24 protein-coding genes are annotated in these 22,901 nt (G+C 59.1%); 22 read left to right on the top strand and 2 right to left on the bottom strand.

The genetic code is table 11. From position 1 onward, the window contains the following. Positions 1-18: 18 nt before the first annotated feature. The 22 genes from D103_RS0102460 to D103_RS0102370 all read left to right on the top strand — a co-directional run bounded on the left by D103_RS0102460 (position 19) and on the right by D103_RS0102370 (position 22,071). A complete protein-coding gene (locus tag D103_RS0102460; protein ID WP_018875700.1) occupies positions 19-1,185 on the top strand; it encodes a nucleotide sugar dehydrogenase in 1,167 nt (388 codons plus the stop codon). A 218-nt stretch (positions 1,186-1,403) separates the two neighbouring features. Then, on the top strand, positions 1,404-1,742 hold the full coding sequence (locus tag D103_RS0102455) for a MarR family EPS-associated transcriptional regulator (RefSeq protein ID WP_018875699.1): 339 nt from the start codon (positions 1,404-1,406) through the stop codon (positions 1,740-1,742). 381 nt (positions 1,743-2,123) lie between these two features. Then, positions 2,124-3,893, top strand: coding sequence for a hypothetical protein (locus D103_RS13345; protein ID WP_018875698.1), 1,770 nt, complete (start codon positions 2,124-2,126; stop codon positions 3,891-3,893). Positions 3,894-4,338: 445 nt separating this feature from the next. Continuing rightward, entirely contained in the window at positions 4,339-6,015 is a 1,677-nt protein-coding gene (locus D103_RS14155) for a hypothetical protein (protein WP_196800198.1), read from the top strand. Positions 6,016-6,175: 160 nt separating this feature from the next. Further along, the gene (gene pseB, locus D103_RS0102445; RefSeq protein ID WP_026280241.1) at positions 6,176-7,174 is read left to right on the top strand and encodes a UDP-N-acetylglucosamine 4,6-dehydratase (inverting); all 999 of its coding nucleotides are present in this window, start codon (positions 6,176-6,178) and stop codon (positions 7,172-7,174) included. Further along, on the top strand, positions 7,174-8,328 hold the full coding sequence (pseC, locus tag D103_RS0102440; RefSeq protein ID WP_018875696.1) for a UDP-4-amino-4,6-dideoxy-N-acetyl-beta-L-altrosamine transaminase: 1,155 nt from the start codon (positions 7,174-7,176) through the stop codon (positions 8,326-8,328). The genes pseB and pseC overlap by 1 nt, the downstream gene beginning before the upstream one ends. Continuing rightward, positions 8,325-9,014, top strand: a complete 690-nt coding sequence (pseF, locus tag D103_RS13645) for a pseudaminic acid cytidylyltransferase (RefSeq protein ID WP_081618349.1) — start codon at positions 8,325-8,327, stop codon at positions 9,012-9,014. The genes pseC and pseF overlap by 4 nt, the downstream gene beginning before the upstream one ends. Continuing rightward, positions 9,011-10,039 carry a UDP-2,4-diacetamido-2,4,6-trideoxy-beta-L-altropyranose hydrolase gene (pseG, locus tag D103_RS13640; RefSeq protein WP_081618348.1) on the top strand — a complete coding sequence of 343 codons (1,029 nt, stop codon included), beginning with the start codon at positions 9,011-9,013 and terminating at the stop codon, positions 10,037-10,039. Before pseF ends, pseG begins: the two co-directional genes overlap by 4 nt. Before the next feature lie 5 nt (positions 10,040-10,044). Further along, positions 10,045-10,620, top strand: a complete 576-nt coding sequence (locus tag D103_RS14360) for a GNAT family N-acetyltransferase (protein ID WP_081618347.1) — start codon at positions 10,045-10,047, stop codon at positions 10,618-10,620. Continuing rightward, positions 10,617-11,669, top strand: coding sequence for a pseudaminic acid synthase (gene pseI, locus D103_RS0102430; protein WP_018875694.1), 1,053 nt, complete (start codon positions 10,617-10,619; stop codon positions 11,667-11,669). The genes D103_RS14360 and pseI overlap by 4 nt, the downstream gene beginning before the upstream one ends. An 88-nt stretch (positions 11,670-11,757) precedes the next feature. After that, on the top strand, positions 11,758-12,450 hold the full coding sequence (locus D103_RS0102425; RefSeq protein ID WP_026280240.1) for a transposase: 693 nt from the start codon (positions 11,758-11,760) through the stop codon (positions 12,448-12,450). Positions 12,451-12,497: 47 nt separating this feature from the next. Continuing rightward, positions 12,498-12,869, top strand: a complete 372-nt coding sequence (locus tag D103_RS13340) for an HAD family hydrolase (protein ID WP_018875692.1) — start codon at positions 12,498-12,500, stop codon at positions 12,867-12,869. 537 nt (positions 12,870-13,406) lie between these two features. After that, positions 13,407-14,912 (top strand): CDP-glycerol glycerophosphotransferase family protein, encoded by a 1,506-nt coding sequence (locus D103_RS0102415; RefSeq protein WP_018875691.1) that lies wholly within the window; start codon positions 13,407-13,409, stop codon positions 14,910-14,912. Then, on the top strand, positions 14,909-15,868 hold the full coding sequence (locus tag D103_RS13335) for a glycerophosphodiester phosphodiesterase family protein (protein ID WP_081618346.1): 960 nt from the start codon (positions 14,909-14,911) through the stop codon (positions 15,866-15,868). The genes D103_RS0102415 and D103_RS13335 overlap by 4 nt, the downstream gene beginning before the upstream one ends. Before the next feature lie 46 nt (positions 15,869-15,914). Beyond that, on the top strand, positions 15,915-16,376 hold the full coding sequence (gene tagD, locus D103_RS0102405) for a glycerol-3-phosphate cytidylyltransferase (protein ID WP_026280239.1): 462 nt from the start codon (positions 15,915-15,917) through the stop codon (positions 16,374-16,376). 7 nt (positions 16,377-16,383) lie between these two features. Continuing rightward, the gene (locus D103_RS0102400; RefSeq protein WP_018875688.1) at positions 16,384-17,619 is read left to right on the top strand and encodes a hypothetical protein; all 1,236 of its coding nucleotides are present in this window, start codon (positions 16,384-16,386) and stop codon (positions 17,617-17,619) included. Between the two features lie 140 nt (positions 17,620-17,759). Continuing rightward, entirely contained in the window at positions 17,760-18,710 is a 951-nt protein-coding gene (locus D103_RS0102395; protein ID WP_018875687.1) for an NAD-dependent epimerase/dehydratase family protein, read from the top strand. A gap of 245 nt (positions 18,711-18,955) precedes the next feature. Then, a complete protein-coding gene (locus D103_RS0102390; RefSeq protein WP_018875686.1) occupies positions 18,956-19,204 on the top strand; it encodes a helix-turn-helix domain-containing protein in 249 nt (82 codons plus the stop codon). Next, positions 19,204-20,517: a type II toxin-antitoxin system HipA family toxin gene (locus tag D103_RS0102385; RefSeq protein WP_018875685.1), complete on the top strand. Its 1,314-nt coding sequence runs from the start codon at positions 19,204-19,206 to the stop codon at positions 20,515-20,517. Before D103_RS0102390 ends, D103_RS0102385 begins: the two co-directional genes overlap by 1 nt. 128 nt (positions 20,518-20,645) lie before the next feature. Next, positions 20,646-21,197: a sugar transferase gene (locus tag D103_RS0102380; protein WP_018875684.1), complete on the top strand. Its 552-nt coding sequence runs from the start codon at positions 20,646-20,648 to the stop codon at positions 21,195-21,197. 226 nt (positions 21,198-21,423) lie between these two features. Further along, the gene (locus tag D103_RS0102375) at positions 21,424-21,660 is read left to right on the top strand and encodes an AbrB/MazE/SpoVT family DNA-binding domain-containing protein (RefSeq protein WP_018867111.1); all 237 of its coding nucleotides are present in this window, start codon (positions 21,424-21,426) and stop codon (positions 21,658-21,660) included. A 3-nt stretch (positions 21,661-21,663) separates the two neighbouring features. Then, on the top strand, positions 21,664-22,071 hold the full coding sequence (locus D103_RS0102370) for a type II toxin-antitoxin system VapC family toxin (RefSeq protein ID WP_018875683.1): 408 nt from the start codon (positions 21,664-21,666) through the stop codon (positions 22,069-22,071). 175 nt (positions 22,072-22,246) lie between these two features. Here D103_RS0102370 and nadS read toward each other — a convergent pair whose 3' ends face one another. Both nadS and D103_RS0102360 read right to left on the bottom strand, forming a co-directional pair. Further along, positions 22,247-22,531: a NadS family protein gene (nadS, locus tag D103_RS0102365; protein WP_018867109.1), complete on the bottom strand. Its 285-nt coding sequence runs from the start codon at positions 22,529-22,531 to the stop codon at positions 22,247-22,249. Next, entirely contained in the window at positions 22,528-22,866 is a 339-nt protein-coding gene (locus D103_RS0102360; protein WP_018875682.1) for a type II toxin-antitoxin system RelE/ParE family toxin, read from the bottom strand. The genes nadS and D103_RS0102360 overlap by 4 nt, the downstream gene beginning before the upstream one ends. Positions 22,867-22,901 lie beyond the last annotated feature (35 nt).

Here is a 22,901-nt window from a genome sequence, read left to right as displayed (position 1 = left end):
ACTGAAAGGAAGCAAGGGATGAAAATCGCAGTTGCCGGAACCGGCTATGTCGGGCTTTCCAACGCCGTCCTGCTCGCGCAGCACCACGAGGTGGTCGCGCTGGATGTGGTGCCGGAGAAGGTCGAGCAGATCAACCGCCGGCAGTCCCCGATCATCGATGCCGAGATCCAGGATTTCCTCGAGAACCGCGCGCTGAACCTCAAGGCGACGCTGGACAAGCAGGCGGCCTACGAGGGCGCGGACTTCATCATCATCGCCACGCCCACGGACTACGACCCGCAGACCAACTACTTCAACACCTCCACGGTGGAGTCGGTCATCCGCGACGTGCTGACCATCAACCCGCACGCCACGATGGTCATCAAATCCACCGTGCCGGTCGGCTACACGCGCGAGATCCGCGCGCAGATGGAAACCGACAACATCCTGTTCTCGCCGGAATTCCTGCGCGAGGGCCGGGCACTGTACGACAATCTGCACCCCTCCCGCATCATCGTCGGCGAGCGGTCCGACCGGGCCCAGGCATTCGCCAACCTGCTGGCGGAAGGCGCGGTCGACGACGATATCCCCATGGTCTTCACCGACTCCACCGAGGCCGAGGCGATCAAGCTGTTCGCCAACACCTATCTGGCCATGCGCGTGGCGTACTTCAACGAGCTGGACAGCTACGCCGAGGCCAATGGTCTGGACACCCGCCAGATCATCGATGGCGTTTGTCTGGACCCGCGCATAGGAAGCCACTACAACAACCCGTCGTTCGGGTTCGGGGGGTACTGCCTGCCGAAAGATACCAAGCAGCTCCTGGCGAACTACGACGATGTGCCCAACAACATCATCAAGGCCATTGTGGATGCCAACCGGACGCGCAAGGACTTCATCGCGGATGCGGTCATCAAGCGCCAGCCCCGGGTGGTCGGGATCTACCGGCTGGTGATGAAGAGCGGCTCCGACAACTTCCGCGCCTCCGCCATCCAGGGCGTGATGAAACGCATCAAGGCCAAGGGCATCGAGGTCGTCGTCTACGAGCCTGAACTGCCCGAAGACGACTTCTACCGCTCCCGCGTCATCCGCGACCTCGACGAGTTCAAGCGCATCAGCGACGTCATCGTCGCCAACCGCATCACCGACGACATCCGCGACCAGCCCGACAAGATCTACACCCGCGACCTCTTCAACAGCGACTAACCAGACCCCAGTCAACAACCTGTGGGAGCGAGCTTGCTCGCGAAGCCCCCGCCAAAGCCATCCCTTGGCACGAAGCCCAGCCAGCCCCAACGTGGCCAGGAACGTTTGCCTGCAAGCAGGCTTCTACAGGGGTTGGCTTGCGGCGGGGTATGGTGCGTGGTCCAATGCGCGCTCAATGCGTGAACGCAGTCGCCGCTGCGCGGCTTTGGACCGGCAGGTTGATCAACGACGATACCCAGTACCAGGTACTTCGCCTGCTGGAGGCGGACCCCGAGATGAGCCAGCGCCAGATCGCGCGGGCGCTGGGGCTGTCCGTTGGCAAGACTCACTACGCGCTGAAGGCGCTGCTCGATCGCGGCTGGGTAAAGGCGCAGAACTTTCGCCGCTCCGACAATCGCTCCGCCTACCTGTACAAGCTGACCCCGGGCGGTCTGCAGGAGAAGGCACGCCTGGCGTATCACCTGCTCAAACGCAAACGCGCCGAGCACGAGGCGCTGATGACCGAGATCGAGCAACTGCGCGCGGATCTCAAGGACCATGGCGAATCCGCCCTGTAGGAACCGCCTTGGCGGCGAAGCCCCTGCCAGAGTCGGGCGCGGGCAGGGGCTTCGCCTGCGAGCAGGCTCCCACGGGATTTGTATGGATCGAGTAGTGGATTATCGAATGGAATTGATCACGCCGTATGGCGGCACGCTCTGCGAACGGTATGTGGACGAAACCATGGCCCGTGCGTTGACCGTACCGGAGTGGAACCTGCTCTTGCTGGACCCGCGCGGCCGCACGGCCGCGGTAGCCAATGTAGGAGGCCAGCCCCTGGCCGATCGGACCCATCCAGCGCCCCATCGCCGAGAGGGCTCGGCTCCTACAGGTCTAGAAGCCACCGCCGCCCAAATCATTCGCCGGGTACCAACAACGTCATCCAATCAGGCGGCAACCCCTTGATCCGCGCCATCCTCGACAGCCTGAAATGGAGCAGCCGCCTGGGCGCCAAGTTCTTCTGGTCGGTACCGGGCGCTACTACGGCTGTGGTGGTTGCCACGCTTGTCTCGCAAATTGGGATGTTGCTAGCCTTCTTCCTGCCCCTCAAGGTCATCATCCTGTTGGGCTCGGAAGGCATTCCTCGCTACTTGCCGCCCGTTTTCGAACAGTACGATCGGGACTCGCTGATCATCTGGCTGAGCATCGCCACCATCGCGTTCTATCTGCTGCACCTGGGAGCTGAACGGGTCATCCAGTTTGGAGCAGGCCGGGGGGCCCAGAAGCTCCTGCAACGCCATCGCAAGCTCGTTTTGTTTGACAATCAGAATGCGATCGCATCCAACGCGTATCAGAGCTACACCGGGGCCCTTTCCGGTGCGGTGTTTGTTGGGTTGTCAATCGTCGTGCTTTCCGTGTTGTACCCGGCCGTCGCCGGGCTGCTACTGGGCTACGTCGCGGTTGCCGCTTCTGGCGTCCTGGGCGCGATGAGGTTGAGCGGAGCATTCCGTGATCGGCTGGATCGATCCTTGCCCCAGATTCTGCAGCCCATCGCGGGTGCTGGTTTCCTTCTGGCGTTTGCCTGGCTGGTGGTCGATTTCCTTTTTCGGAGCCCCCCGGGCTTGATCCCGGCGATGATCGCTCTGCTGCTCTCGCGGCAGATGCTTAACAAGCTGGCCAGCTCATCGGTCAAATTGCGCAAACTGTATAGCCAGCGCCACAGACTCGATGCCCTTTTCTTTCACGGCATCGCATACAGCCCCGTCGCCACAACTCGACCCAAACCCAGTCCCTTCGAGGACTTGATTCAGCCAGAACGCCGTTCCGAGTGGATAGCTGAGGTCCTTGCCCGAGTCGGGATTGACGAAGCTCCGATCAACGCAGAGGGTGATTGGTGGCCCGCCTCCACCCGGGATATCGCCTGCTTGAAGGCTGAGCTAGCGGGCGGAAGGCAGCTCCTGATTAAGTTATTCGCCCTTCGAGCCACCAGCCGAGCCGAGCACGAAGCAAGCCTCCTGAGCGACGCCCCGGCGGGGCTGCCGGCGCCCGCTTGGGTGGGCGCGACAGAAATAGACACGCATCGGTGTCACGTGTACGAGCTTTCCCCTGGGCTACAGCCACCAGGCAAAGGCGTGACACGGCGCCATATACTCGACGCCCGCTGTACTCTCCTTACCCTTGCACCTGGCGCACAAATGCGCCGGCGATACATCCGTTCTCATGTTCTATTGCCACAACGACTGAATCCTGGGTGGCTGCGCCAACTCCGCCCCGCCGCTGATGCTGTCGAGCGCGGGAAGCTGCATACGTTAGGCCGGCATATCGAGGAGTGGAGGGAGCGGCTCAGCCATCTACCAGTCGTTTACACCCTTCTCCGTGTTCGTCCCCAACAGGTCTGCATTGGTCTGGACGGAGCGTCCATCTGTGTATTGGACTGGACCCACTGGACGATGGAGCCACAGGGAGCCGGCTGGCCTATTGCGCGTGATCAGTGGCGAGAACTCCGAACGATGGGGGCGGTTCCCGCGAAACTCCAACATGCGGCCACACTGGCAGCATTTACCGCTCAAATGGAAAACGAACTTCGCGCACAAAGGCTAGGTAATGCACTCTCTCGCGTTTCCCCGATATTGGCGTTACTAAACGGCCAGCAACCAGAGTCACCAATGGCTGAGACAGAGGATCTACTCGATAATGCAGAGGGCGATGACCAACTGCGACACGAAGATTGAGAATTGGACGTCCAGCGGCCGTTTTCTCGACGCTTGACGAATAATGCTTGGAATCGCTTCAGCGCTACTCGGTAACGTGTCAAAGCGCTATGGAAAAGGGAGAAAGAAGGGCGACACGTGCGATTCCACTGGCTACCGCTTAATTGATAGCAGAGGGTAGGACGTATGTCCACTATCGTCTGGCACTTGGGTGCTCACAACACTGCAACAACCTACATTCAGAAAGTTTTACGGCGGACCGCTACTCTCTTTGATGCGGGTGATGTCGCCTGGTTACGAAATGAGAGATGGATGAATTTAAAAGCCTCGTACGCTGGCACTGGTCGCTTGAGCATGGAACCGGATGCAAGGCCATTGGTCAGCCTTTCCTTAATGTTCGACGGGTGCTCGCCTCGCTCCGATGTCTAAGGTCACCAACGTCCCCAGAAATCACAGAAATGGGTACGTGTATATTATGGCGCTAAAGAACAAGATCCTCGACTATGTTCGTCGGCTAGGTGGAAATAATTTGCACAGGCAAATACGGTCTCGTTATCGACGCATCCTTGGTGCGCCTGACAAGACGCGCATCGCCTATATAGATGTCTGCCGGGGATCGTTGCTGCACGTTCTGCGTCAGGCTGGAAAGATGAACACTCAGCCAGTGGTGTATCTTGGCTACGGTGATTGCGCCGCATTTGCGAAGGCTAGGAAGCAGCTATCAAAATCGGACTGTTTGTTACTGGACTATTGGACTCTCAACGCTGCGGGTAGCCTTTTAAATGCGGCCCCGGTAAGGGCGTTTCCAAATGGCAAAGTCCTTAAGTCTCCTGCTTATGTAGAGCTTAGAGATAAGACCCTCAAGATGATGGACCGGCAGGACATCAACGGGTTGTTCCGCCGGCAGGAGAGAGAGGTTTTTTTTTGGTCCCTCTTTCTCTACTTCTGGGACCTATTTGACCGGTATCCAGTTGACGTGGTGGTGAGTGCGCATAGTCCGCACCTTCCGGCTACAATGGTTTTCTATGGCGTTTGTGAGTTAAGGGGGGCGCGATGTTTTCATGTTCGTGAAATGGCGCAAGCGCCAGTAAGCTATATTCAGGAGGGCTTTGATGGTTTAGTCTTGTCGTCGGTGATGAATGAAGAGCATGTTAAAAATGCAGGCCATATGCTCACTAAGTACTTTTCTGATCACAAGAACAATCATGCCGGCAGTGCGGTTAAGCCGGAATACATGATTAGGCAAGAACTCGAAGCAAAAAATGGGATTTACGTTGCGGGAGTGCTGGAAGAGCGAATGCGTTCGTTGGATTTCGGTTTTAGAAGGAAGATGCTTGAGCGAGCGATGGATGGAGATATTGGCGGAGGTAAGCCGGAATACATGATGCCGGGTCCAGGTATGGGGCTAGAGAAATCGGACGAGTTGTTCTGGAAGGAAGGGGCGGCTCAGGAATTTCAAGAACGTGTTCGTGGGTTGCAACTTAAACATCATGAAGATAATGTTCACCCTCTAGATTTGGAGGAGGTTGGGGAATTCGTTTATTTTCCGCTTCACTACGAACCTGAGAAAACATCTAATCCAGATGGTGGCAGGTTTTACGACTCGATCGAGGCTTTGTTGGAGTTGAGACGGTTTGTTCCCAAAGGCGTTGCCATTCTGGTTAAAGAGCATCCGTCAATGTTTTTTTCACAGATGTGGGGGTACGTGGGGCGGTCGCCTTGGTTCTATGATCTGATCGCTCGAATGGACGGGGTGTATCTGGTAGATTCTTCGTTTTCGTCGGGTCGCCTGGTTCGGTCGAGTTCGCTGACTGCATCTTTGACCGGCACAGCGTGTTTAGAAGCGGCGGCGTTGGGTAGAAAGGCACTGATCTTTGGATCGGTATGGTTTGATGGGCTTCCGAATATTTGGAAGTGGCACCCACTGATTGAATATGAGTCTATTGTCTCGGCGCGGAGTGCTTCGGGGGAAGAGGTTCAATCAGCAGCGATTGAATGGGTTGGGCGCTTTGGTGTTTTTGGAGGTATTACAGGCTCGTTTATTCGGATGTATCAGCGCGCGTTACCAGGAGGGTATGTTCATGATTCCAAGGCTGTAGGATGTGCGGTCTGTGCGACTCTCCGAAGGAACGGGGTTATATGAGGATAGTTGCTTCGAATCTTAAGGGGGTTTAACGAGCAAGGCAGTTGAATCGAGTTTGGGGGCGAAATGCAAGTTAAACGGGTCAAGAGATCCTTAGTAGCTCGGTCGGTTAGCTGATTAAAGGGGTATAGTATGAAGGCGATAAGTTGCGGTATTTGTTATGTTTGCTGATGGATCTGTGTTGATAACAGGAGGTACTGGTTCCTTTGGGCATACCTTCGTTCCAATGTTGTTGGAGAGATTCAACCTTCGGCGAGTAATTATTTTTTCCCGCGACGAGATGAAGCAGTGGGAAATGGCCAAGAAGTTCGACGGCGATCCGCGCGTGCGCTTCTTTATCGGTGACGTGCGTGATCGCGAACGTGTCTACCGCGCGCTGGACGGTGTTGACTTCGTGATCCACGCAGCCGCCTCCAAGATCGTCCCGACCGCCGAGTACAACCCCTTTGAGTGCGTGAAGACCAACGTCACCGGCGCCATGAACGTCATCGACGCCTGTATCGACAAGGGCGTGAAGAAGGTCGTGGCGCTGTCCACCGACAAGGCCAGCAGTCCGGTCAATCTCTATGGCGCCACCAAGCTGACCTCCGACAAGCTGTTCGTGGCCGGCAACCACTACGCGGGTCATCGCGACACGCGCTTCTCCGTAGTGCGCTATGGCAACGTCATGGGATCCCGCGGTTCGGTGATTCCATTCTTCATGTCCATCCGCGACCAGGGCGTACTCCCGATCACCCATGAGCGGATGACGCGTTTCATGATTTCGTTGGAGCAGGGGGTGGAACTGGTCTGGCACGCATTCGAGGACATGGAAGGGGGGGAGGTGTATGTCAAGAAAATCCCGTCCATGAAGGTAACCGACCTGGCCCGAGTAGTTGCGCCGGAGGCGCGGCAGCAGATTGTCGGCATTCGTCCGGGTGAAAAGCTGCATGAAGAAATGATCGGCGCCGACGACGCCTATTACACCTACGAATATCCCGATCACTTCAAAATCCTCCCGGCAATCAACAGCTGGGATAAAGATGCCAATCGCATCAAGGACGGCACGCGTGTCGCGGAAGGCTTCGTCTATGCCAGTGACACCAACACCGAGTGGATGAGCGAAGACCAACTCAGCGCATGGATCGACGCCAACTGGGAAAAGATCGGAGCCATCTGATGATCCCCTACGGTCGCCAGCAGATCACCGAAGACGACATTCAGGCCGTCGTCGACGTCCTGCGCTCCGACTTCCTCACTCAGGGGCCGGTGGTGCCGCATTTCGAACAGGCGGTGGCGGAGAAGGTGGGCGCCGGGCACGGGGTTGCCACCAACAGCGCCACTTCCGCCCTGCACATCGCCTGTCTGGTGCTGGACCTCGGCCCCGGCGACTGGCTCTGGACCAGCCCCATCACTTTCGTTGCCTCGGCCAACTGCGGGCTGTACTGCGGTGCGCGGGTCGACTTTGTCGACATCGATCCGCACACCTATAACATGAGCTCCGAAGCGCTGGCCGAGAAGCTGGCCGTGGCCGAACGGGAAGGGCGTCTGCCCAGAGTGGTGGTGCCCGTCCACTTCGCCGGTCAGTCGTGCGACATGGCGGCCATCCACGCCCTCAGCGAGCGCTACGGCTTCCACATCATCGAGGACGCCTCCCACGCCATCGGCGGGCGCTATCAGGGCGAGCCGGTGGGCTGCGGCCGCTACAGCGATATCACGGTGTTCAGCTTCCACCCGGTGAAGATCATCACCACCGGCGAGGGCGGCATGGCGGTAACCAACGATCCCGAACTGGCCGAGCGCATGACGCGCCTGCGCTCCCACGGCATCACCCGAGACCCGGAGCAGATGACCCATGCGCCGGACGGCCCGTGGTACTACCAGCAGATCGAACTGGGCTTCAACTACCGGATGACGGAGATGCAGGCAGCGCTGGGCATCAGTCAGCTGGCGCGGCTGGATACTTACGTTGCCCGCCGCAACGAACTGGCGGAGGAATACAATCAGATGTTGGCAGAACTACCAGTGATTACGCCTTGGCAGGGTCCCGATTCATTGTCCGCTCGTCATCTCTATCCGGTGCGGATCCCGCCGGAGGCGCGCTGGTCGCGGCGCGAGGTGTTCGAGGGATTGCGGGAGCAGGCCATTGGGGTGAACGTCCACTACATCCCGGTCTACCAGCAGCCGGCTTACCAGCGACTGGGCGATCCGTTGGCCGCGTGCCCCACCGCCGAGGGCTACTACAGTGAGGCGGTGAGCTTGCCCCTGTTTCCGACACTGACCACGGAACAGCAGGAGAAAGTGGTAACCACCCTGCGGGAGCTTGTCCAATGAACGTCGCCATAATACCGGCCCGGGGCGGCAGCAAGCGAATCCCGCGCAAGAACATCAAGCCGTTCTGCGGTAAGCCGATGATTGCGTGGCCCATCGAGGCAGCACGACAGAGTGGATTGTTCGATCACGTTGTGGTCTCGACAGACGACGACGAAATTGCCGAAGTTGCAACCGCCTTCGGTGCAGAAGCCCCGTTTCGTCGGCCCGCCAAGCTGGCCGATGATTATACTGCGACACGTCCCGTAGTGAATCATGCCATTGAAGAGATCGAGTGGGTCCACGGCCGGATACAATATGCCTGTACTATCTATGCGACATCTCCTTTCCTCTTGGTGGACGATCTGAAGAAAGGTTTTGATGCTCTGCAAGAGGAAAGCCGAGACTTCGCTTTTTCAGTAGCAAGCTATCCCTACCCCATTCAGCGCGCACTCAAGGTGACCGATGGAGGTGGGGTGGAAATGTTCCATCCTGAACATCGATGGACTCGGTCCCAGGATCTTGAACCCGCCTATCATGATGCTGGACAGTTTTATTGGGGTCGCAGGGATGCCTTTCTGGAGAACAAGCCAACCTTCTCTTCTGAATCCTATCCAGTGATATTGCCGAGCTGGCGTGTGGTCGATATCGACACGCCGGAAGACTGGACACGGGCGGAACACCTGTTCAAGAGCTTGATGTCTGCATGATCATCTTCCGCTGTGACGCAGGGCCAGATATTGGGTTTGGCCACTTGATGCGCTGCCGTACGTTGGCTGAAGCGCTGCATGATCGGGGGGAATCATGCATTATGGTCGGACCAGATGCGGTATATGCCAAGCCTGAAGACAAAAAGATATTCAAAGAATGGATTCCTGTTCCCGAATGGCAATCCAGCTCAGCTGATTCTGGTCGACTTGTGAGCTTGTCCCAAAAGTATCGGGCTCAGTGGTTAGTGCTAGATGATTACCGTGTGGACGAAGCTTACCAACTTGAATTGCGAGCGGCCGGCCTGAAGTGGCTGCAGTTTGATGGTTGGGCCGATAAGCCTCTGTGGGCAGATATAATCCTTAATGCAAATCCGGCTGCTGCCTCTGAAGACTATGAGCGGGTGCTGCATAATAAGGACGCAAAAATTTTGCTCGGCCCCAGTTACGGCATACTGCGCAAGGAATTCGCTCAAATTGAACCGCGAGACCCATCGCGTCCCGTCAGGCAGATCTTGGTTACGTTCGGCGGTGGAGACGATAGAGGCGCAAACGAATTTGTGCTGTCGACCTTGCTGCCGGTCGTTTCGCCGGATGTGAATTTTCTGGTCATTTCGGGAGCCACCAACCCGAATAACCCTAGCCTCGGGCGCTGGATTGAGGAACATGGAAAAGGTCGGGTTAGCCTGCACATTGACCCTATAAAGGTTGCCCCCTTGTTTGCATCCTGCGACTTGGCAGTTATGGCGGGAGGTACGTCAACTTATGAGGCAGCAGCCTGCGGGATTCCAATGATCCTAATCGCGATAGCGGCGAACCAGGTCCCTCAGTCCATGGCTTGGTCGAGGTTTGGAGCTGCCAACTATTTGGGGTCGATAACGAACCTTTGTGCGTCTAAACTGAGTGATGAGGTTTGCTCTCTTAGTGACAACCTCGCGGAACTCGAGATGATGAGTGAATCAGGGAAAAGTGCAGTTCAAGGGGGTGGAGCGTCTGCAGTAGCTGCTGCTATGTCGGAGGAAGGTTAGCAGATATGGAATCATCAAAGAGGTGCTCAACGCTCTGGCTTGAGACAGAGCGGCTTGTTCTACGGCCGATGTCTGAGGAAGATGCTGATTTGGTCGTTAAATGGAGAAATTCTCGACGCATTTCTTCAGAGACGCTTCAAGCGTCGGATGTTTTGTTGACAGTGGAAGATCATTTGTCTTGGTTTCGTAGGACGAGATCAAGCCGACTCGACTACATCATGGTTACGAAGGATGGCGAGGTACCAATTGGATGCCTTAGCTTTCGATTTGTCGAATTGAAAGGGTTTGGTTTGTGCGGAGAAAGCGGTAGATACATTGGGGAGGAGACTTACCTGGGAAATGGGTACGCTAGCGAGGCTGCCGCCCGATGGCTTAAATTTGGCTTTTATGATTTAAGCTTGGATTGTGTAGTAGGCAGGACTCGTTGTAGTAATGTGGCCAATATACGTATGAATAAAAGGCTTGGTTACAGGTTTCATGCATGGCCAGATGAGTTCGGAAGCGTGAGCGAAGAGTGGTGTTTTATGTATCTAACCAGAGAAGAGTGGTTTAGGGTCGATAAAAGTGATGCTGGGGGATGATAGGCGTGGAAGTTGATAGAAGAGTGTTTGGATTGGAGTCGCGCCCTTATATTATAGCGGAAATGTCTGGGAACCATAACCGATCTCTCGACCGCGCTCTGTCGATAGTCGATGCCGCCGCCGATTGTGGGGTGCATGCGATCAAGCTCCAGACTTATACCGCCGAGACGATGACCCTGGAGATTGAAGAAGGCGAATTCATCAATCGTGATTCAAACTCGTTATGGATAGGCCGGTCGATGTATTCTCTCTACCAGCAGGCTTATACGCCCTGGGAGTGGCACGCCCCCATCATGGAGAGGGCGCGTGAGCGCGGGATCACCTGCTTCAGTTCACCCTTCGACGAAAGCGCGGTCGATTTCCTGGAAACCCTCGATGTCCCCGCCTACAAGATCGCATCGTTTGAGTGCATTGACCTGCCGTTGGTTCGCAAGGTCGCCTCGACCGGGAAGCCGCTGATCATATCCACTGGCATGGCCACGATTGCGGAAATCGGTGAAGCCGTGGAGACGGCCCGCGAGGCCGGGTGTGGGGATCTGGTCCTGCTCAAGTGCACCAGCACCTACCCGGCCTCACCCGAGAACACCAACCTGCGGACCATCGCCCACATGCGGGAGCTGTTCGACTGTGAGGTCGGCTTGTCGGACCATACCATGGGGGTCGGCGCCGCGGTGGCCGCTGTTGCCTTCGGCGCGACCGTCATCGAGAAGCACTTCACCCTGTCTCGCGCCGATGGCGGGGTCGACGCCGCTTTCTCGCTGGAGCCGGACGAATTGAAGTTGTTGGTGACCGAAACAGAACGGGCCTGGCAAGCGCTCGGTGAGGTACGTTACGGCCCCACCGAAGCCGAAGAGAAGGCGCGCCTGCGACGGCGTTCGCTGTACATCGCCGAAGATCTGGAGCCCGGGGACGTGCTGACACCGCAGAATCTTCGTCGCATCCGGCCCGGACATGGATTGCCCCCCAAATACTACGACATCTTGCTTGGAAAGCGCGTTACACGCGCAGTGTCCAAGGGGACGCCGGTGTCCTGGGATCTGTTTGGTTAGTCCAGCGTGATGACAACCGGACCGCGGAAAACGGGGACAGATTTATTTTCGCCGCAGGGGGCGGGCCGGATGATTCGGGAGGGAAGGCATGCCAAGGATGGCGCGAGTGGTGTTGCCGCATATGCCGCACCATGTGGTGCAGCGTGGGTACAATCGGCAGGTGGTGTTTGCCGGGGAGGGTGATTACGAGCGGTACCTGGAGGACCTGCGCGAGCTGAGCAGCGCGCTGGACATTCGAGTGTATGCGTACTGCCTGATGACCAACCACGTGCACCTGTTGTTGGGGCCGAGTGAGGAAGTAGCCGCCATGGGCCGGTTGATGAAGGCGCTGGCGGCGCGCGCTACGAGGTATCGTAATCGGATAGAGGGACGGTCCGGTAGGCTGTGGGAAGGCCGCTACAAGTCCAGCCCGGTGCAGACGGAGACGTATCTGCTGGCCTGCACGCGGTACATCGAGCTGAACCCAGTGCGGGCGAGGATGGTGCCAGCGGCTGGTGACTATGCCTGGTCCAGCTTTCGTCAGCGTATGGGCGAGGAAGAACAATGGATCGATCTGGATCCGGCCTACCTGAACCTGGCGCACCGTGAAACTGACCGGCGCGCGCGATACGCCCGCTTCGTGGAGCAGCGCGTTCCGGAGCCGGAGCTGACACTGGTGCGCGAGGCCTTGCAGCGCGGGCAGCTCACGGGCAACCAGCGGTTCGTGGACGAGGTGGAACGGATCATCGGCTGCCGCATCGAGCGGCGGCGTCCGGGCCGCCCACCGTCTCGACGCGCGTGAGAAAATAAATCTGTCCCCGTTTTTCGAAAATCGTATGGGAGCGGTTGATGAAGTGCCCCGAGGTCCCAGGAGTGCGGGCGTTCCTCGAAGCCCATGAACATTTGCCGAAGTACGTGGTTTCGGCGGCACCGCACGAGGAACTTCAGGAACTCGCACGTGACCGGGACTTGATACGCTATTTCCGGGGCGTCCTCGGCGCCCCTCCGGGAAAGGCGGAGCTTCTCGGATGGATTCTTGAGCAGGAAGGGGTTACACCCAGCGCCACCACCATGTTCGGCGACAAACTAGCCGATCTCCGCGCCGCCGAGGAGGTTGGTGTGCATTTTGTGGGGCGGCGGACGTCCTTCAGCGCTGGAGAATTTCCCAGCGGCGTTTCAGTGATCAACTCCTTCACCGATCCGACGGGAACACAGCTTTAGTCGGTTGCCGCTCCAGCACCGCGGGCGGGTTTCGAGGATGGCGTCCCGTTTTTTGCCCAAGCTGATGGCCGACGTCGAAACGCGAGGTTTCCGCTAACGACTACTCCGCCAAACGCCATCAGACGTGGCGCGACTGGTTTGTGGAGGCAATGGACGCGCCCATGCCCGGGAGGGCACTGATCGACGCGATTGAGCCGCGTTACCCGGCAGCCCGCCGATCGGACTAGAGCCGCTCCTTCGGGCGTATGCGGCGCAGCAGGGCTTCAGCGTCTCGGATAGGGCGATGAGGATGGGTTGTACGGCAGCCAGGCAACTCGACCCATTTCGGGATTGACCCTGGTGGAGACGATGCCTCTGGCGCTACTAATCTGATGGGGTCCCCCGTGTGCTGGATGCGCACGAGCTCACCAAGGCACTTTTGTTGTAGTTCAGCGCCAACCTGCAGGAGCGTGGCCGGGGGGGTGCCTTACCCCGTCGGATGCACGCGCTGCACTTGTTCTGTGAATTCAGGCGTCAATTAACTATTGAAGGTATTCCATGAGTAAGGTATTCCATCACAAATATTGGTTTCTCGCACTCACAGCGATGGTGTTTTTGGTCACGGTTTCGATCGTGGGTGAGTTCGGCCCGGCGGTGCTGTCGATCTTTTTTCTTGCACTCTTGGTGCAGTTGATTCTAATAAAATACAATCAGCTTTACAGCCTAGCCGTTCCGATGGAACGGTTGTATCTGAAGGCGGCGGATTATGATTCGCGCTCTACAATGTGGTTGCAGTACGGGTTAGTGATGACGCCGTTGATGGCCGCAGTCAATGTATGGCTTGGCTTTTCCTGGGTGGTGGCAGTCTTGGCGGTGAGAGGGAAGGCTCTGTTTGCGTTGATCCATAGACTTTTCTCGCATCAGCGTTTACGTGAGGCCAGCCGGTGTGATGTAGAGGGGGGGCGTCCGGAGGTGGTGGCGTATATTTCCGGTTTGAAAGATGTCGCCTACCAGATTAACCAGTGGTTGCCGGTACTTGAGCGGCTCGAGCAGAAGGCAGTGGTGTTGGTGCGCGAGCGGTCCGTGTTCGACGGTATGGCGGATACTCCGTTGCCGGTGTACTCGGCCCGTACTCAGGTTGACGTGGAGGCGGTGTTGGGGGTTGAGAGCGTACGGACGGTACTCTACCCAGCGAATACAATGAAAAACGTTCAGGCTTTTCGGCACTATCGGTTGAATCATTTCTTTATTAACCATGGTGAGAGTGATAAAGCAGTCAATCAGAGTAAGCTGCTTATGGCTTACGACAAGCTATTGGTGGGTGGCCCGTTGGCCGAGCGACGGTTGCGTGCTTCGGGATTGCCCCTTCGGCCCGAGCAGGTTGAGCACGTAGGGAGGCCGCAAACCGAACTGTTTCTGGAAGCGATCGAAGCCCCACGCTCGGTCGAGACCGTCCTGTATGCGCCGACGTGGGAGGGTTTTGTAGAAGATGTGAATTACAGTTCGGTGCAGGCATTTGGGCTGGCGATGGTTGAGCAGTTGTTATCGGATAGCCGCTACACGGTACTCTTTAAGCCCCATCCCTACATTGGGGTGCGCAGTGCGCTGAATGCACGCTATCGCAAGCAGCTCGAGAGGCTCTGTGATGGGGATCGGCTTCAGCTCGTCGAGGCGGGGGCGTCCATCCACGACGCGATGAATCGCAGTGATCTGATGATCACGGACATTTCCAGCGTGCTGAACGAGTATCTCGCGACCAATAAGCCGATCATCGTCTGCAATGTTAAAGGGCAGAGTGGAAAGGCATTGGAAGAGGAGTTCCCGTCTACGAGGGCGGCCTATCGCCTGGATTCGGGCCAGGGGGTTAGTGATGTGATGGCCCGGGTCGAGGCTGGGGATGATCTATGGGAGCGTCGGAAGGAAGTTCGGCGGGATTCCCTGGGAGAGTTTCCCGAAGGCTCGTTGGCGCGGTTCCAGGAAGTGATTCGTGAGAGTGTGCAAAGCGCGCCGCGTTCAACGAACGTGCGCGAGCATGCGGGAAGCGATTTGGATGAAATGACATGATTCGGCTCAGAGGGAAGCGGCCCAAGCGAAAAACGAAGGTTCTGGCGCATCGCGGAGCCAGCGGCTATTTGCCGGAACTCTCGCTTGCATCGGTGGCGTTGGCGCACGCGATGGGGGCGGATTATCTGGAGATCGACGTCGTGATGTCTGCGGATGGCGTGCCTGTTGCGTTCCATGACCACACGCTGGAGGCGACCACGGATGCCGAGGCCCTTTTCCCTGACAGGGCACGGAAGGATGGTGCGCGCTATGTTGTGGACTTTGAATTTGAAGAGCTGCGGCGGCTGACACGGCGGGAACGCTTCGCAGATCGATATCCTCGGGAGGCGACGGGCTTTGGTATTGCGACTTTCGAAGAGGTGCTGCAGCTCGTGCGTGCGCTGAACGAGCGTGGCGGGTGCTCCGTTGGCGTGATGGTGGAGCTGAAAGGTCCGGGGTGGTATCGGGAGCAGGGCCTTCCCGTCGAGGAACGGGTAGCTGCGCTGTTGCAGCGGTTTGGATTCGTGGGTGACGTGGCTTACGTGCTCTCGTTTGACGTGAAATCCTTGAAGCGCATGCGTTCTCTGACAGGGCCTGAGGGCCGCGTGGTGCAGTTGGTTGGTGCTGGTTCGGAGAATGATCCCATGGTGACGGACGAGGGGCTCGATGCGATTGCGGTATATGCGGACGCCATCGGGCCGAGCAAGCGGCGTATTGAGTCGCGCAGCGGGATGCCGGTGAATGACGGGAGAGTGGTCGGGATGGCCCAGTCGCGTGGACTCGAGGTATTCCCGTACACTCTGCGCGCCGATCGGTTGCCCCGGGGGCACGAGAGCTTTGAATCCGAAGTGTTGGCCTATGCTGACCGATACGGTGTGGATGGGATCTTTACCGACCATCCGGATCAGGCGCTTTCGATCCTGGGGCGCAGTCGACCGGGATTTGCGCGGCTGGATGGGCGGTGTGTAGAGGCGTGACGCCAGTCCGCTCGGTGTAGGGAAGTAGGGAGAAGGCGTGGGTGGTATGGATAAGACGGTAATTACTTACGGAACATTTGACATGTTCCACATCGGGCATCTGAACCTGCTTCGACGGTTGAAGGCGATGGGGGACCGCGTGATCGTGGCCGTATCCACGGACGAGTTCAACCAGCGCAAGGGCAAGAAGACCCTGATCCCGTATGACCAGCGGGCGGCGATTGTAGGCGCGATTGATTGCGTGGATCTGGTGATTCCGGAGGAGTCCTGGGAGCAGAAGCTGCGGGATGTGAAGGAGCATGACGTTGACGTGTTCGCCATTGGCAATGACTGGCAGGGTAAGTTCGACTTTCTGGAAGACCTGTGCGAGGTGGTGTATCTGCCGCGAACCAAGGACATCTCCACCACGGACTTGAAGCGCTCGCTGAAGCGGTTCCTGTCGATTCCCCAGGAAGACCTGAGCAAGGCCTTCGAGGTGCTGGAGTTACTGCGGCGGGACCTGGAGTAGTTACCTCGTGGAGCGGTCCTATGCCCTGCTGAGGGTGCTTAACAAGGATTATCCGGAGTGGCTGCGTCGCGTTGCCGACAAAGTGGGCCGCTTGTGGTGCCGTATGTGCACCGGTGATCCCGTGGTGGCTGGTTGGGCCGGTTCCTGGTTTGCCGCAGGGGACTTCAAACAGGGGGCGCGGGTTTCGGGTTGGTGCGGGCGTGTCTGGCGGCCCCGGTGGCGGATCTGGAGCGATCCGTTTTTTGATTTTACCGAGGGTGCCGATGACGAAGTTCTGCGTCACTTCGAGGCCATCCTGCAGGATAAGCGGGCTCGATTGGCGGAGGGCGTCGCGCTAGGGGACGAGCTCTATGTGGAGGCTCGGCGGGGGCATCTCTTGCTCGAGCAACAAACCCTGGACTTGGCTAGGTTCAATGGCTGGTACTCAACTTTCGAGGCGCGAGCGAACCGGTTGCTGGATGCCGTGGTTGAGCCCGAGCTCGGTGCGACTGACGCAGAAACCACCAACCGAGCGGAGCGGCATGGTGATTTCAAGACGGAGCATGCTGTGCAGGCCCTGCAGGCATTCGAACAGGTGCTGCCCCTTCGGGAATGGCGATGGTATGTGGTCTCCGGGACGTTTCTCGGGCTTATCCGAGAGGGCGGGTTTCTGGCGCACGACTACGATATCGACCTGGGCATAGACGGTGATGGGGTCGATGTGGCGGAGATTCGCGAGCGCTTCATGCGATCGTCAGTCTTTGTGGTCAAGAAGGTCGATGCCCACGTAGAAGTATCCTTTGATCCCGATGGGGTTCCACATGTTTCTATGCGACCCAGTCTGGTTAAGCTGGTCCACCGTACAGGCATTAATGTGGACTTGTTTCTGCACTACCGAGAACGCGACGTGGTCTGGCACGGCTCGGTGATCCACCGATGGAATAATTCTCCATTTGGACTCCAGGAATATGATCTGGAAGGTCTTCGGGTGCTGGGCCCAGACGCGGCCGACCGGTATTTGACTGAGAACTATGGCGAATGGAAAACGCCGGTGAAGGAATTCGACTGCACTACGGGTACGCCGAATTTGGTTGTTTCCCGGAATTTCCTGTCTATAGGCCTGTTTCTCAAGCGCCTGGAGCATTTTTCTCGGCATGATGCTGAGCAATATCGGAAGCTTAAGGCGACACTGCTGCGCAATCGGATTGTCACCGAAGAGGGAGGGAAGCTCCGCCTTTCCGACCTGAAAAAGGTCTGGAGTTAATAGGCCGGATGAAGAGGAGGGTAGTGAGGGTAACTTCCCGGGGTTAAAGGCTTGCGAGATTATTGGCGAAGAGTTGATCTGGACCCTAGAGGGAGATTGCTACAGTTCAATATGGCTCTCGCGATGACGGTTGGTGAGGGATGACGGGGCGCGTGCTTGTCACCGGTGCGAGCGGTTTTGTCGGATCGGCGCTGGTGGATCGCCTGGAGCGGGACGATCGGTGGGATGTGCGTGCCGGATCGCGACGGGGTGGGGCGTTGTCGCGTGGCGCGGAATGGATCGTTACGCCTTCGCTGAAGGAGGGCGCGGATTGGGGCGAGGCGCTGCACGGGGTGAGTGCGGTGGTCCACGCGGCGGCCCGGGCGCATGTACTGGATGAGGCGGCCGATGATCCTTTAACCGAGTTTCGCAGGTGCAATGTCGACGGGACGCTGGAGTTGGCGAGGCAGGCAGCGCAGGCCGGTGTGCGGCGGTTTGTTTTTCTGAGTTCGATTGGTGTGTTGGGGCGCTCGAGTGAGCGCCCTTTTCGTTTTGATGATCCGCCGGCTCCGGAGGATGACTATGCCGTATCCAAGTGGGAGGCGGAGCAGGGGTTTGTGGAGTTGAGCCGAGAGACGGGGATGGAGGTGGTGGTTGTTCGGCCGCCGCTCGTCTACGGGCCGAATGCGCCGGGCAACTTTGGCAAGTTGATGGAATGGGTGGCGCGGGGCGTGCCGCTGCCGCTGGGGGCGGTTACGCGGAATCGGCGCTCGCTGGTGGGGCTGGATAACCTGGTGGATCTGCTGGTGACGTGCCTGGAGCATCCGGCGGCGGCGAATCGGGTGTTCCTGGCGGGGGATGGGGAGGATCTTTCCACTACCGATCTGTTGCGGCGGGTGGCGGCGGCGATGGATCGGCGGGCGCGGTTGGTGCCGGTGCCGGCGGGGCTGTTGCGGGCCGGGGCGCGCGCGGTGGGGCGCGGCGAGATGGCGCGGCGGTTGCTGGATTCGTTGCAGGTGGATATTTCGCATACCCGCGAGACGTTGGGGTGGGAGCCGCCGGTGAGTGTGGATGAGGGGTTGCGGCGCGCGGTTGTGCCGTTGGTTGGGTAGGTTTGGTGGTTTTTCGGGGTTTGGCGGGGGCTTCGCGGGCGAGCCCGCTCCCACAGGGGGTGCAGTCGGTGTAGGAGACCAGCCCTCTGGCCGATGGGGGCTGTTTAACATCCAATCGGCCAGGGGGCTGGCCTCCTACAGGGGGTGTTTTGCGTGGGTGATTGGCCTGGGGGCGGTGGGGTTGTCGGTTTATGGGTTGGTTCCGATATTGATTGGTTATCGGGTTGGGCGCATAATCGGGCGTTATGACATTGCTTGCGCGAACACCTAAGCAGATTGGGACGATTGTGCGCCGGGTCCGGCGAAAGCAGGGCCTGACGCAGGCCGCGCTTGGCGAGAAGTCGGGCTTGCGCCAGGAGACCATTTCCCTGATCGAGAACGGGAACCCGGCCACCCGGTTGGAGACGTTGCTTGCGGTTCTGGCGGCGCTGGATCTGGAGTTTCATATTGCTCCCCGTGCGCGGTCGACTGCGTCCATTGAAGAAATCTTCTGATGCCGCGCACGCGCCGCCATCCGCCGCTGCGTGTCTTGCTGAATGGTCGCCTGGTGGGGTTTTTGGAGAAGTCGGCGGCCGGGGCGATCCGGTTTCGGTATGACGCCAGCTGGCTAGGCTGGGAGCATGCGCTGCCGGTCTCGCTATCGCTTCCGTTGCGGGAAGATGCCTACCACGGCGAGGCCGTGGCCGCGGTGTTCGAGAACTTGTTGCCGGATGCGGACGTCCTGCGGCGGCGTGTGGCGCAACGTGTGGGCGCCGCTGGGACGGATGCCTACAGCCTGCTGGCGGCGATCGGGCATGATTGTGTGGGGGCTTTGCAGTTTTCGCTGTCGGATGCGCAGGAGTCCGGGCCCGCTGGAGGGATTCAGGGGGAGCCGGTCGATGAAAGGGGCATCGAAGAGCTGCTGGGCGGTTTGGCCCAGGCGCCGCTGGGTCTGGGTAGCGACGAGGCTTTCCGCATTTCGATTGCCGGTGCCCAGGAGAAGACGGCACTGCTGTGGCATGAGGGTCGCTGGCTCAAGCCGCATGGCTCGACGCCGACGACGCATATCCTGAAGCCCGCTATTGGGCAGTTACCCAACGGGCTGGATTTGTCGGACAGCGTGGAGAACGAGTTTTACTGCCTGCGATTGCTGGCGGCGTTTGGTTTGCCGGTGGCGCGTGCGGAGATCGGGCGCTTTGGGGGCGCCCGGGCGCTGGTAGTGGAGCGGTTTGATCGACACTGGGCGCGCGATGGGCGGCTGCTGCGCTTGCCGCAGGAGGACTGCTGCCAGGCACTGGGCGTGCCGCCGAGCCGCAAGTATCAGAGCGAAGGTGGCCCCGGGCTGGTGGATGTGCTGGGGCTGTTGCGGGGCAGTGATACGCCGGGGGCGGACCAGGCGACAGTGTTGAAGGCGCAGACCCTGTTCTGGCTGATCGGCGCCACGGATGGGCACGCCAAGAATTTCAGCGTGTTCCTGCAACCGGGCGGCGGGTTCCGGCTCACGCCGCTGTATGACGTGTTGACGATTTTACCCAGCGTGGCCAGCCGACAGGTCGAGCGCAAGCAGGTTCGGCTGGCGCTCGCTGTGGGGCGGCGCAACCACTATCGGGTGGATGGCATCCAGGGTCGCCATTTTCTGGAGACGGGCGCTTCGGCCCGTCTGCCTGCGGCGATGGTGCACGAGGTCCTGGCATCCGTGGTGCTGCAGGCCCCATCCGCACTGGATCAGGTGGAACATGAATTGCCGGCGGGGTTCCCGGCTGGCATCCATGACGCCGTTCGGCGTTCGGTGGAAGCGGGTATTCAGTCGCTGGAGCGGGTTCTTTGAGGCCAGGCCCGCAGGGGCGGCGCTCGGTGTAGGAGGCCAGCCTCTGGCCGATGGGGCCTGTCCAACGTCCAATCGGCCAGGGGGCCGGCCTCCTACGGGGCGTTGTTGGTTGGGATTTAGGAGGCGTTTTGATTCGGATTCTGGATGTGGTGCTGGCGTTGGTGGGGCTGGTGGTGGCGGCGCCGGTGATGGCGGTGTTGTGGGTGCTGGGCTGGATGGAGTCGCGTTCGCCGCTGTTCCGGCAGGAGCGGGTGGGGCGGTATCAGCGGCCGTTTGTGCTGGTGAAGTTTCGGACGATGCGGCCGGATACGGCGTCGGTGGCGACGCATCTGGCGGAGTCTTCGTCGGTGACGCGGCTGGGGGGCTTTCTGCGCAAGACGAAGCTGGATGAGCTGCCGCAGCTTTGGAACGTGCTGAAGGGGGAGATGAGCCTGGTGGGGCCGAGGCCCTGTCTGGTGAGTCAGGTGGAGTTGATCGCGGCGCGCGAGGCTCGAGGGGTGTTTGCGGTGCGCCCGGGCATTACCGGGCTGGCGCAGGTGAACGGGATCGATATGTCGGACCCCGAGAGGCTGGCCGAGGTGGATGCGAAGATGATTGGGTCGCTGACGCTGGCGGGCTATTTCCGGTATTTGGTTTTGACGGTTACGGGGAAGGGTTCCGGGGATCGGGTTCGGGGTTAGGTTCCGCGCTTTGGTGGTTTTCGGGCTTTGGCGGGGGCTTCGCGGCCGAGGCCGCTCCCACAGGGGGGTAGCATTGGTTGTAGGAGGCCAGCCTCCTGGGCGATGGGGCCTGTCCAACATACAATCGGCCAGGTGGCTGGCCTCCTACAGGGGTGGCAGCGGGGCCTTGGAATGGGAGCGGGCGGAGGATGTGCTTTAGGCATATGCAAAGGATGTGGGGTTGGCGATGAAGCGGCGCACGGCGAGTTTGTTCCGGAATGGACGCAGCCAGGCAGTTCGGCTGCCCAAGGGTTTTGCGTTCGATGCGGATGAAGTGGTTATCGAGAAGCGTGGCGATGCGTTGATCCTGCGGGCTAAGCCGAGATCCTGGGATGATTACTTCCAGGGGTCTGGAGAGACCCTTCCGGATGACTTTCCCGATTCGATCGAGGATCGCGTGGCGCAGGATCGCGAGGCGTTGTGAGCCATGCGCTACATGCTGGATACGAATATCTGCATCTACATCATGAAACGCCGACCACCCGAGGTGCACGCACGCCTGAGTGGTGTGCCAGTGGGGGAGGTGGGCCTTTCTGCTGTCGTTCTGGCGGAATTGCGGTATGGGGTTCGCCGGTCGAATCAGAAGGAACGCAGCGGGGCCGCACTGGAGCGCTTTCTGGCTTTCGCGAGGGTGTGCGACTGGCCGGAAGAAGCAGCTGAACATTACGGTGACATTCGTGCCGAGCTAGAGGGCGTAGGGACTCCGATTGGTGCAAACGACCTTTTGATCGCTGCACATGCTCGGGCCATTGGGGCCGTGCTGGTCGCGAATAACGGACGTGAATTCGAGCGCGTATCCGGGCTGCAGGTAGAGAACTGGGTGGCGGCGCATTGATCAGGTGTGTGTAGTAGCGCGTTGGGGGCTTTGTGGGCGAGTCGCTCCCACCGGGGGCGGTATTCGATGTAGGAGGCCAGCCCTCTGGCCGATCACCCACGCCAGCCCGACGCCCCATCGGCCAGAGGGCTGGCCTCCTACGGGGGATACGAAGATTCTTTGCGTTTCGCTCGGGTCAGTGCGCGGCGATTTCGCTGTAAAAGCTGGGATTGTCCTGGATGGTGGCGAGGACCTTTGCGGCAAGTCCGGTGGGGTTGCGGCGTTTGGCTTCCCAGCTCTTGATGGTGTCGACGCTCGTTCCCATGGCCTTGGCAAATTCGGCTTGCGAAACGTGCAAGTGGGCGCGAATGGCCTTCACGTCCGCCACTTCGTGGCGTGTGACGCGGCTGGGTGCTTTCTTGCCCTGCTTGATGGCGACGGCTTCCTGTAGTGAGCTCTGGAGTTCGTCGTAGATGCTCATTGGGGAGTTTCCTCTTTTAGCCGTGAAGTCAGTGCTTTCAGGGCCACTTTTTCGGTGGCGGTGAGGTTGTCTTTCACGTTCTTCGGATAGGCCAGAATCAGATAGATGATCTGCGCACTCGCCAGAAAGTAGATGACGCGTCCGCCACCACGCTTTCCCTGGTGGCCCAACCCGATGCGGACTTTCCGTAGGCCGCCTGTTCCCTGGATCAGGTCGCCTTTGTCGGGTTGGGCGATCAGCGTGTTCTGGAGTTCTTTCAGGTCATCATCTGTAGCGATCGCCTGGAATTGCCGAGTGAACGTTGGGGTTTCAATGAATTCAATGGCATGGAGCACGTGGAGACATGTCCTTATGTCTGTACCACCCAAGC

This window comes from Thioalkalivibrio sp. ALE31 (assembly GCF_000377405.1).
Taxonomy (GTDB): Bacteria; Pseudomonadota; Gammaproteobacteria; order Ectothiorhodospirales; family Ectothiorhodospiraceae; genus Thioalkalivibrio.
This window is presented reverse-complemented; position numbering and strand designations above follow the sequence as displayed.

Bases quoted from the DNA above. Each gene is read 5' to 3' on its own strand.
- D103_RS0102460 (WP_018875700.1), top strand. From the start codon at position 19: ATGAAAATCGCAGTTGCCGGAACCGGCTATGTCGGGCTTTCCAACGCC.
- pseB (WP_026280241.1), top strand. From the start codon at position 6,176: ATGTTTGCTGATGGATCTGTGTTGATAACAGGAGGTACTGGTTCCTTT.
- pseC (WP_018875696.1), top strand. From the start codon at position 7,174: ATGATCCCCTACGGTCGCCAGCAGATCACCGAAGACGACATTCAGGCC.
- pseF (WP_081618349.1), top strand. From the start codon at position 8,325: ATGAACGTCGCCATAATACCGGCCCGGGGCGGCAGCAAGCGAATCCCG.
- pseG (WP_081618348.1), top strand. From the start codon at position 9,011: ATGATCATCTTCCGCTGTGACGCAGGGCCAGATATTGGGTTTGGCCAC.
- D103_RS14360 (WP_081618347.1), top strand. From the start codon at position 10,045: ATGGAATCATCAAAGAGGTGCTCAACGCTCTGGCTTGAGACAGAGCGG.
- pseI (WP_018875694.1), top strand. From the start codon at position 10,617: ATGATAGGCGTGGAAGTTGATAGAAGAGTGTTTGGATTGGAGTCGCGC.
- D103_RS0102425 (WP_026280240.1), top strand. From the start codon at position 11,758: ATGCCAAGGATGGCGCGAGTGGTGTTGCCGCATATGCCGCACCATGTG.
- D103_RS13340 (WP_018875692.1), top strand. From the start codon at position 12,498: ATGAAGTGCCCCGAGGTCCCAGGAGTGCGGGCGTTCCTCGAAGCCCAT.
- D103_RS0102415 (WP_018875691.1), top strand. From the start codon at position 13,407: ATGAGTAAGGTATTCCATCACAAATATTGGTTTCTCGCACTCACAGCG.
- D103_RS13335 (WP_081618346.1), top strand. From the start codon at position 14,909: ATGATTCGGCTCAGAGGGAAGCGGCCCAAGCGAAAAACGAAGGTTCTG.
- tagD (WP_026280239.1), top strand. From the start codon at position 15,915: ATGGATAAGACGGTAATTACTTACGGAACATTTGACATGTTCCACATC.
- D103_RS0102395 (WP_018875687.1), top strand. From the start codon at position 17,760: ATGACGGGGCGCGTGCTTGTCACCGGTGCGAGCGGTTTTGTCGGATCG.
- D103_RS0102390 (WP_018875686.1), top strand. From the start codon at position 18,956: ATGACATTGCTTGCGCGAACACCTAAGCAGATTGGGACGATTGTGCGC.
- D103_RS0102385 (WP_018875685.1), top strand. From the start codon at position 19,204: ATGCCGCGCACGCGCCGCCATCCGCCGCTGCGTGTCTTGCTGAATGGT.
- D103_RS0102375 (WP_018867111.1), top strand. From the start codon at position 21,424: ATGAAGCGGCGCACGGCGAGTTTGTTCCGGAATGGACGCAGCCAGGCA.
- D103_RS0102370 (WP_018875683.1), top strand. From the start codon at position 21,664: ATGCGCTACATGCTGGATACGAATATCTGCATCTACATCATGAAACGC.
- nadS (WP_018867109.1), bottom strand. From the start codon at position 22,531: ATGAGCATCTACGACGAACTCCAGAGCTCACTACAGGAAGCCGTCGCC.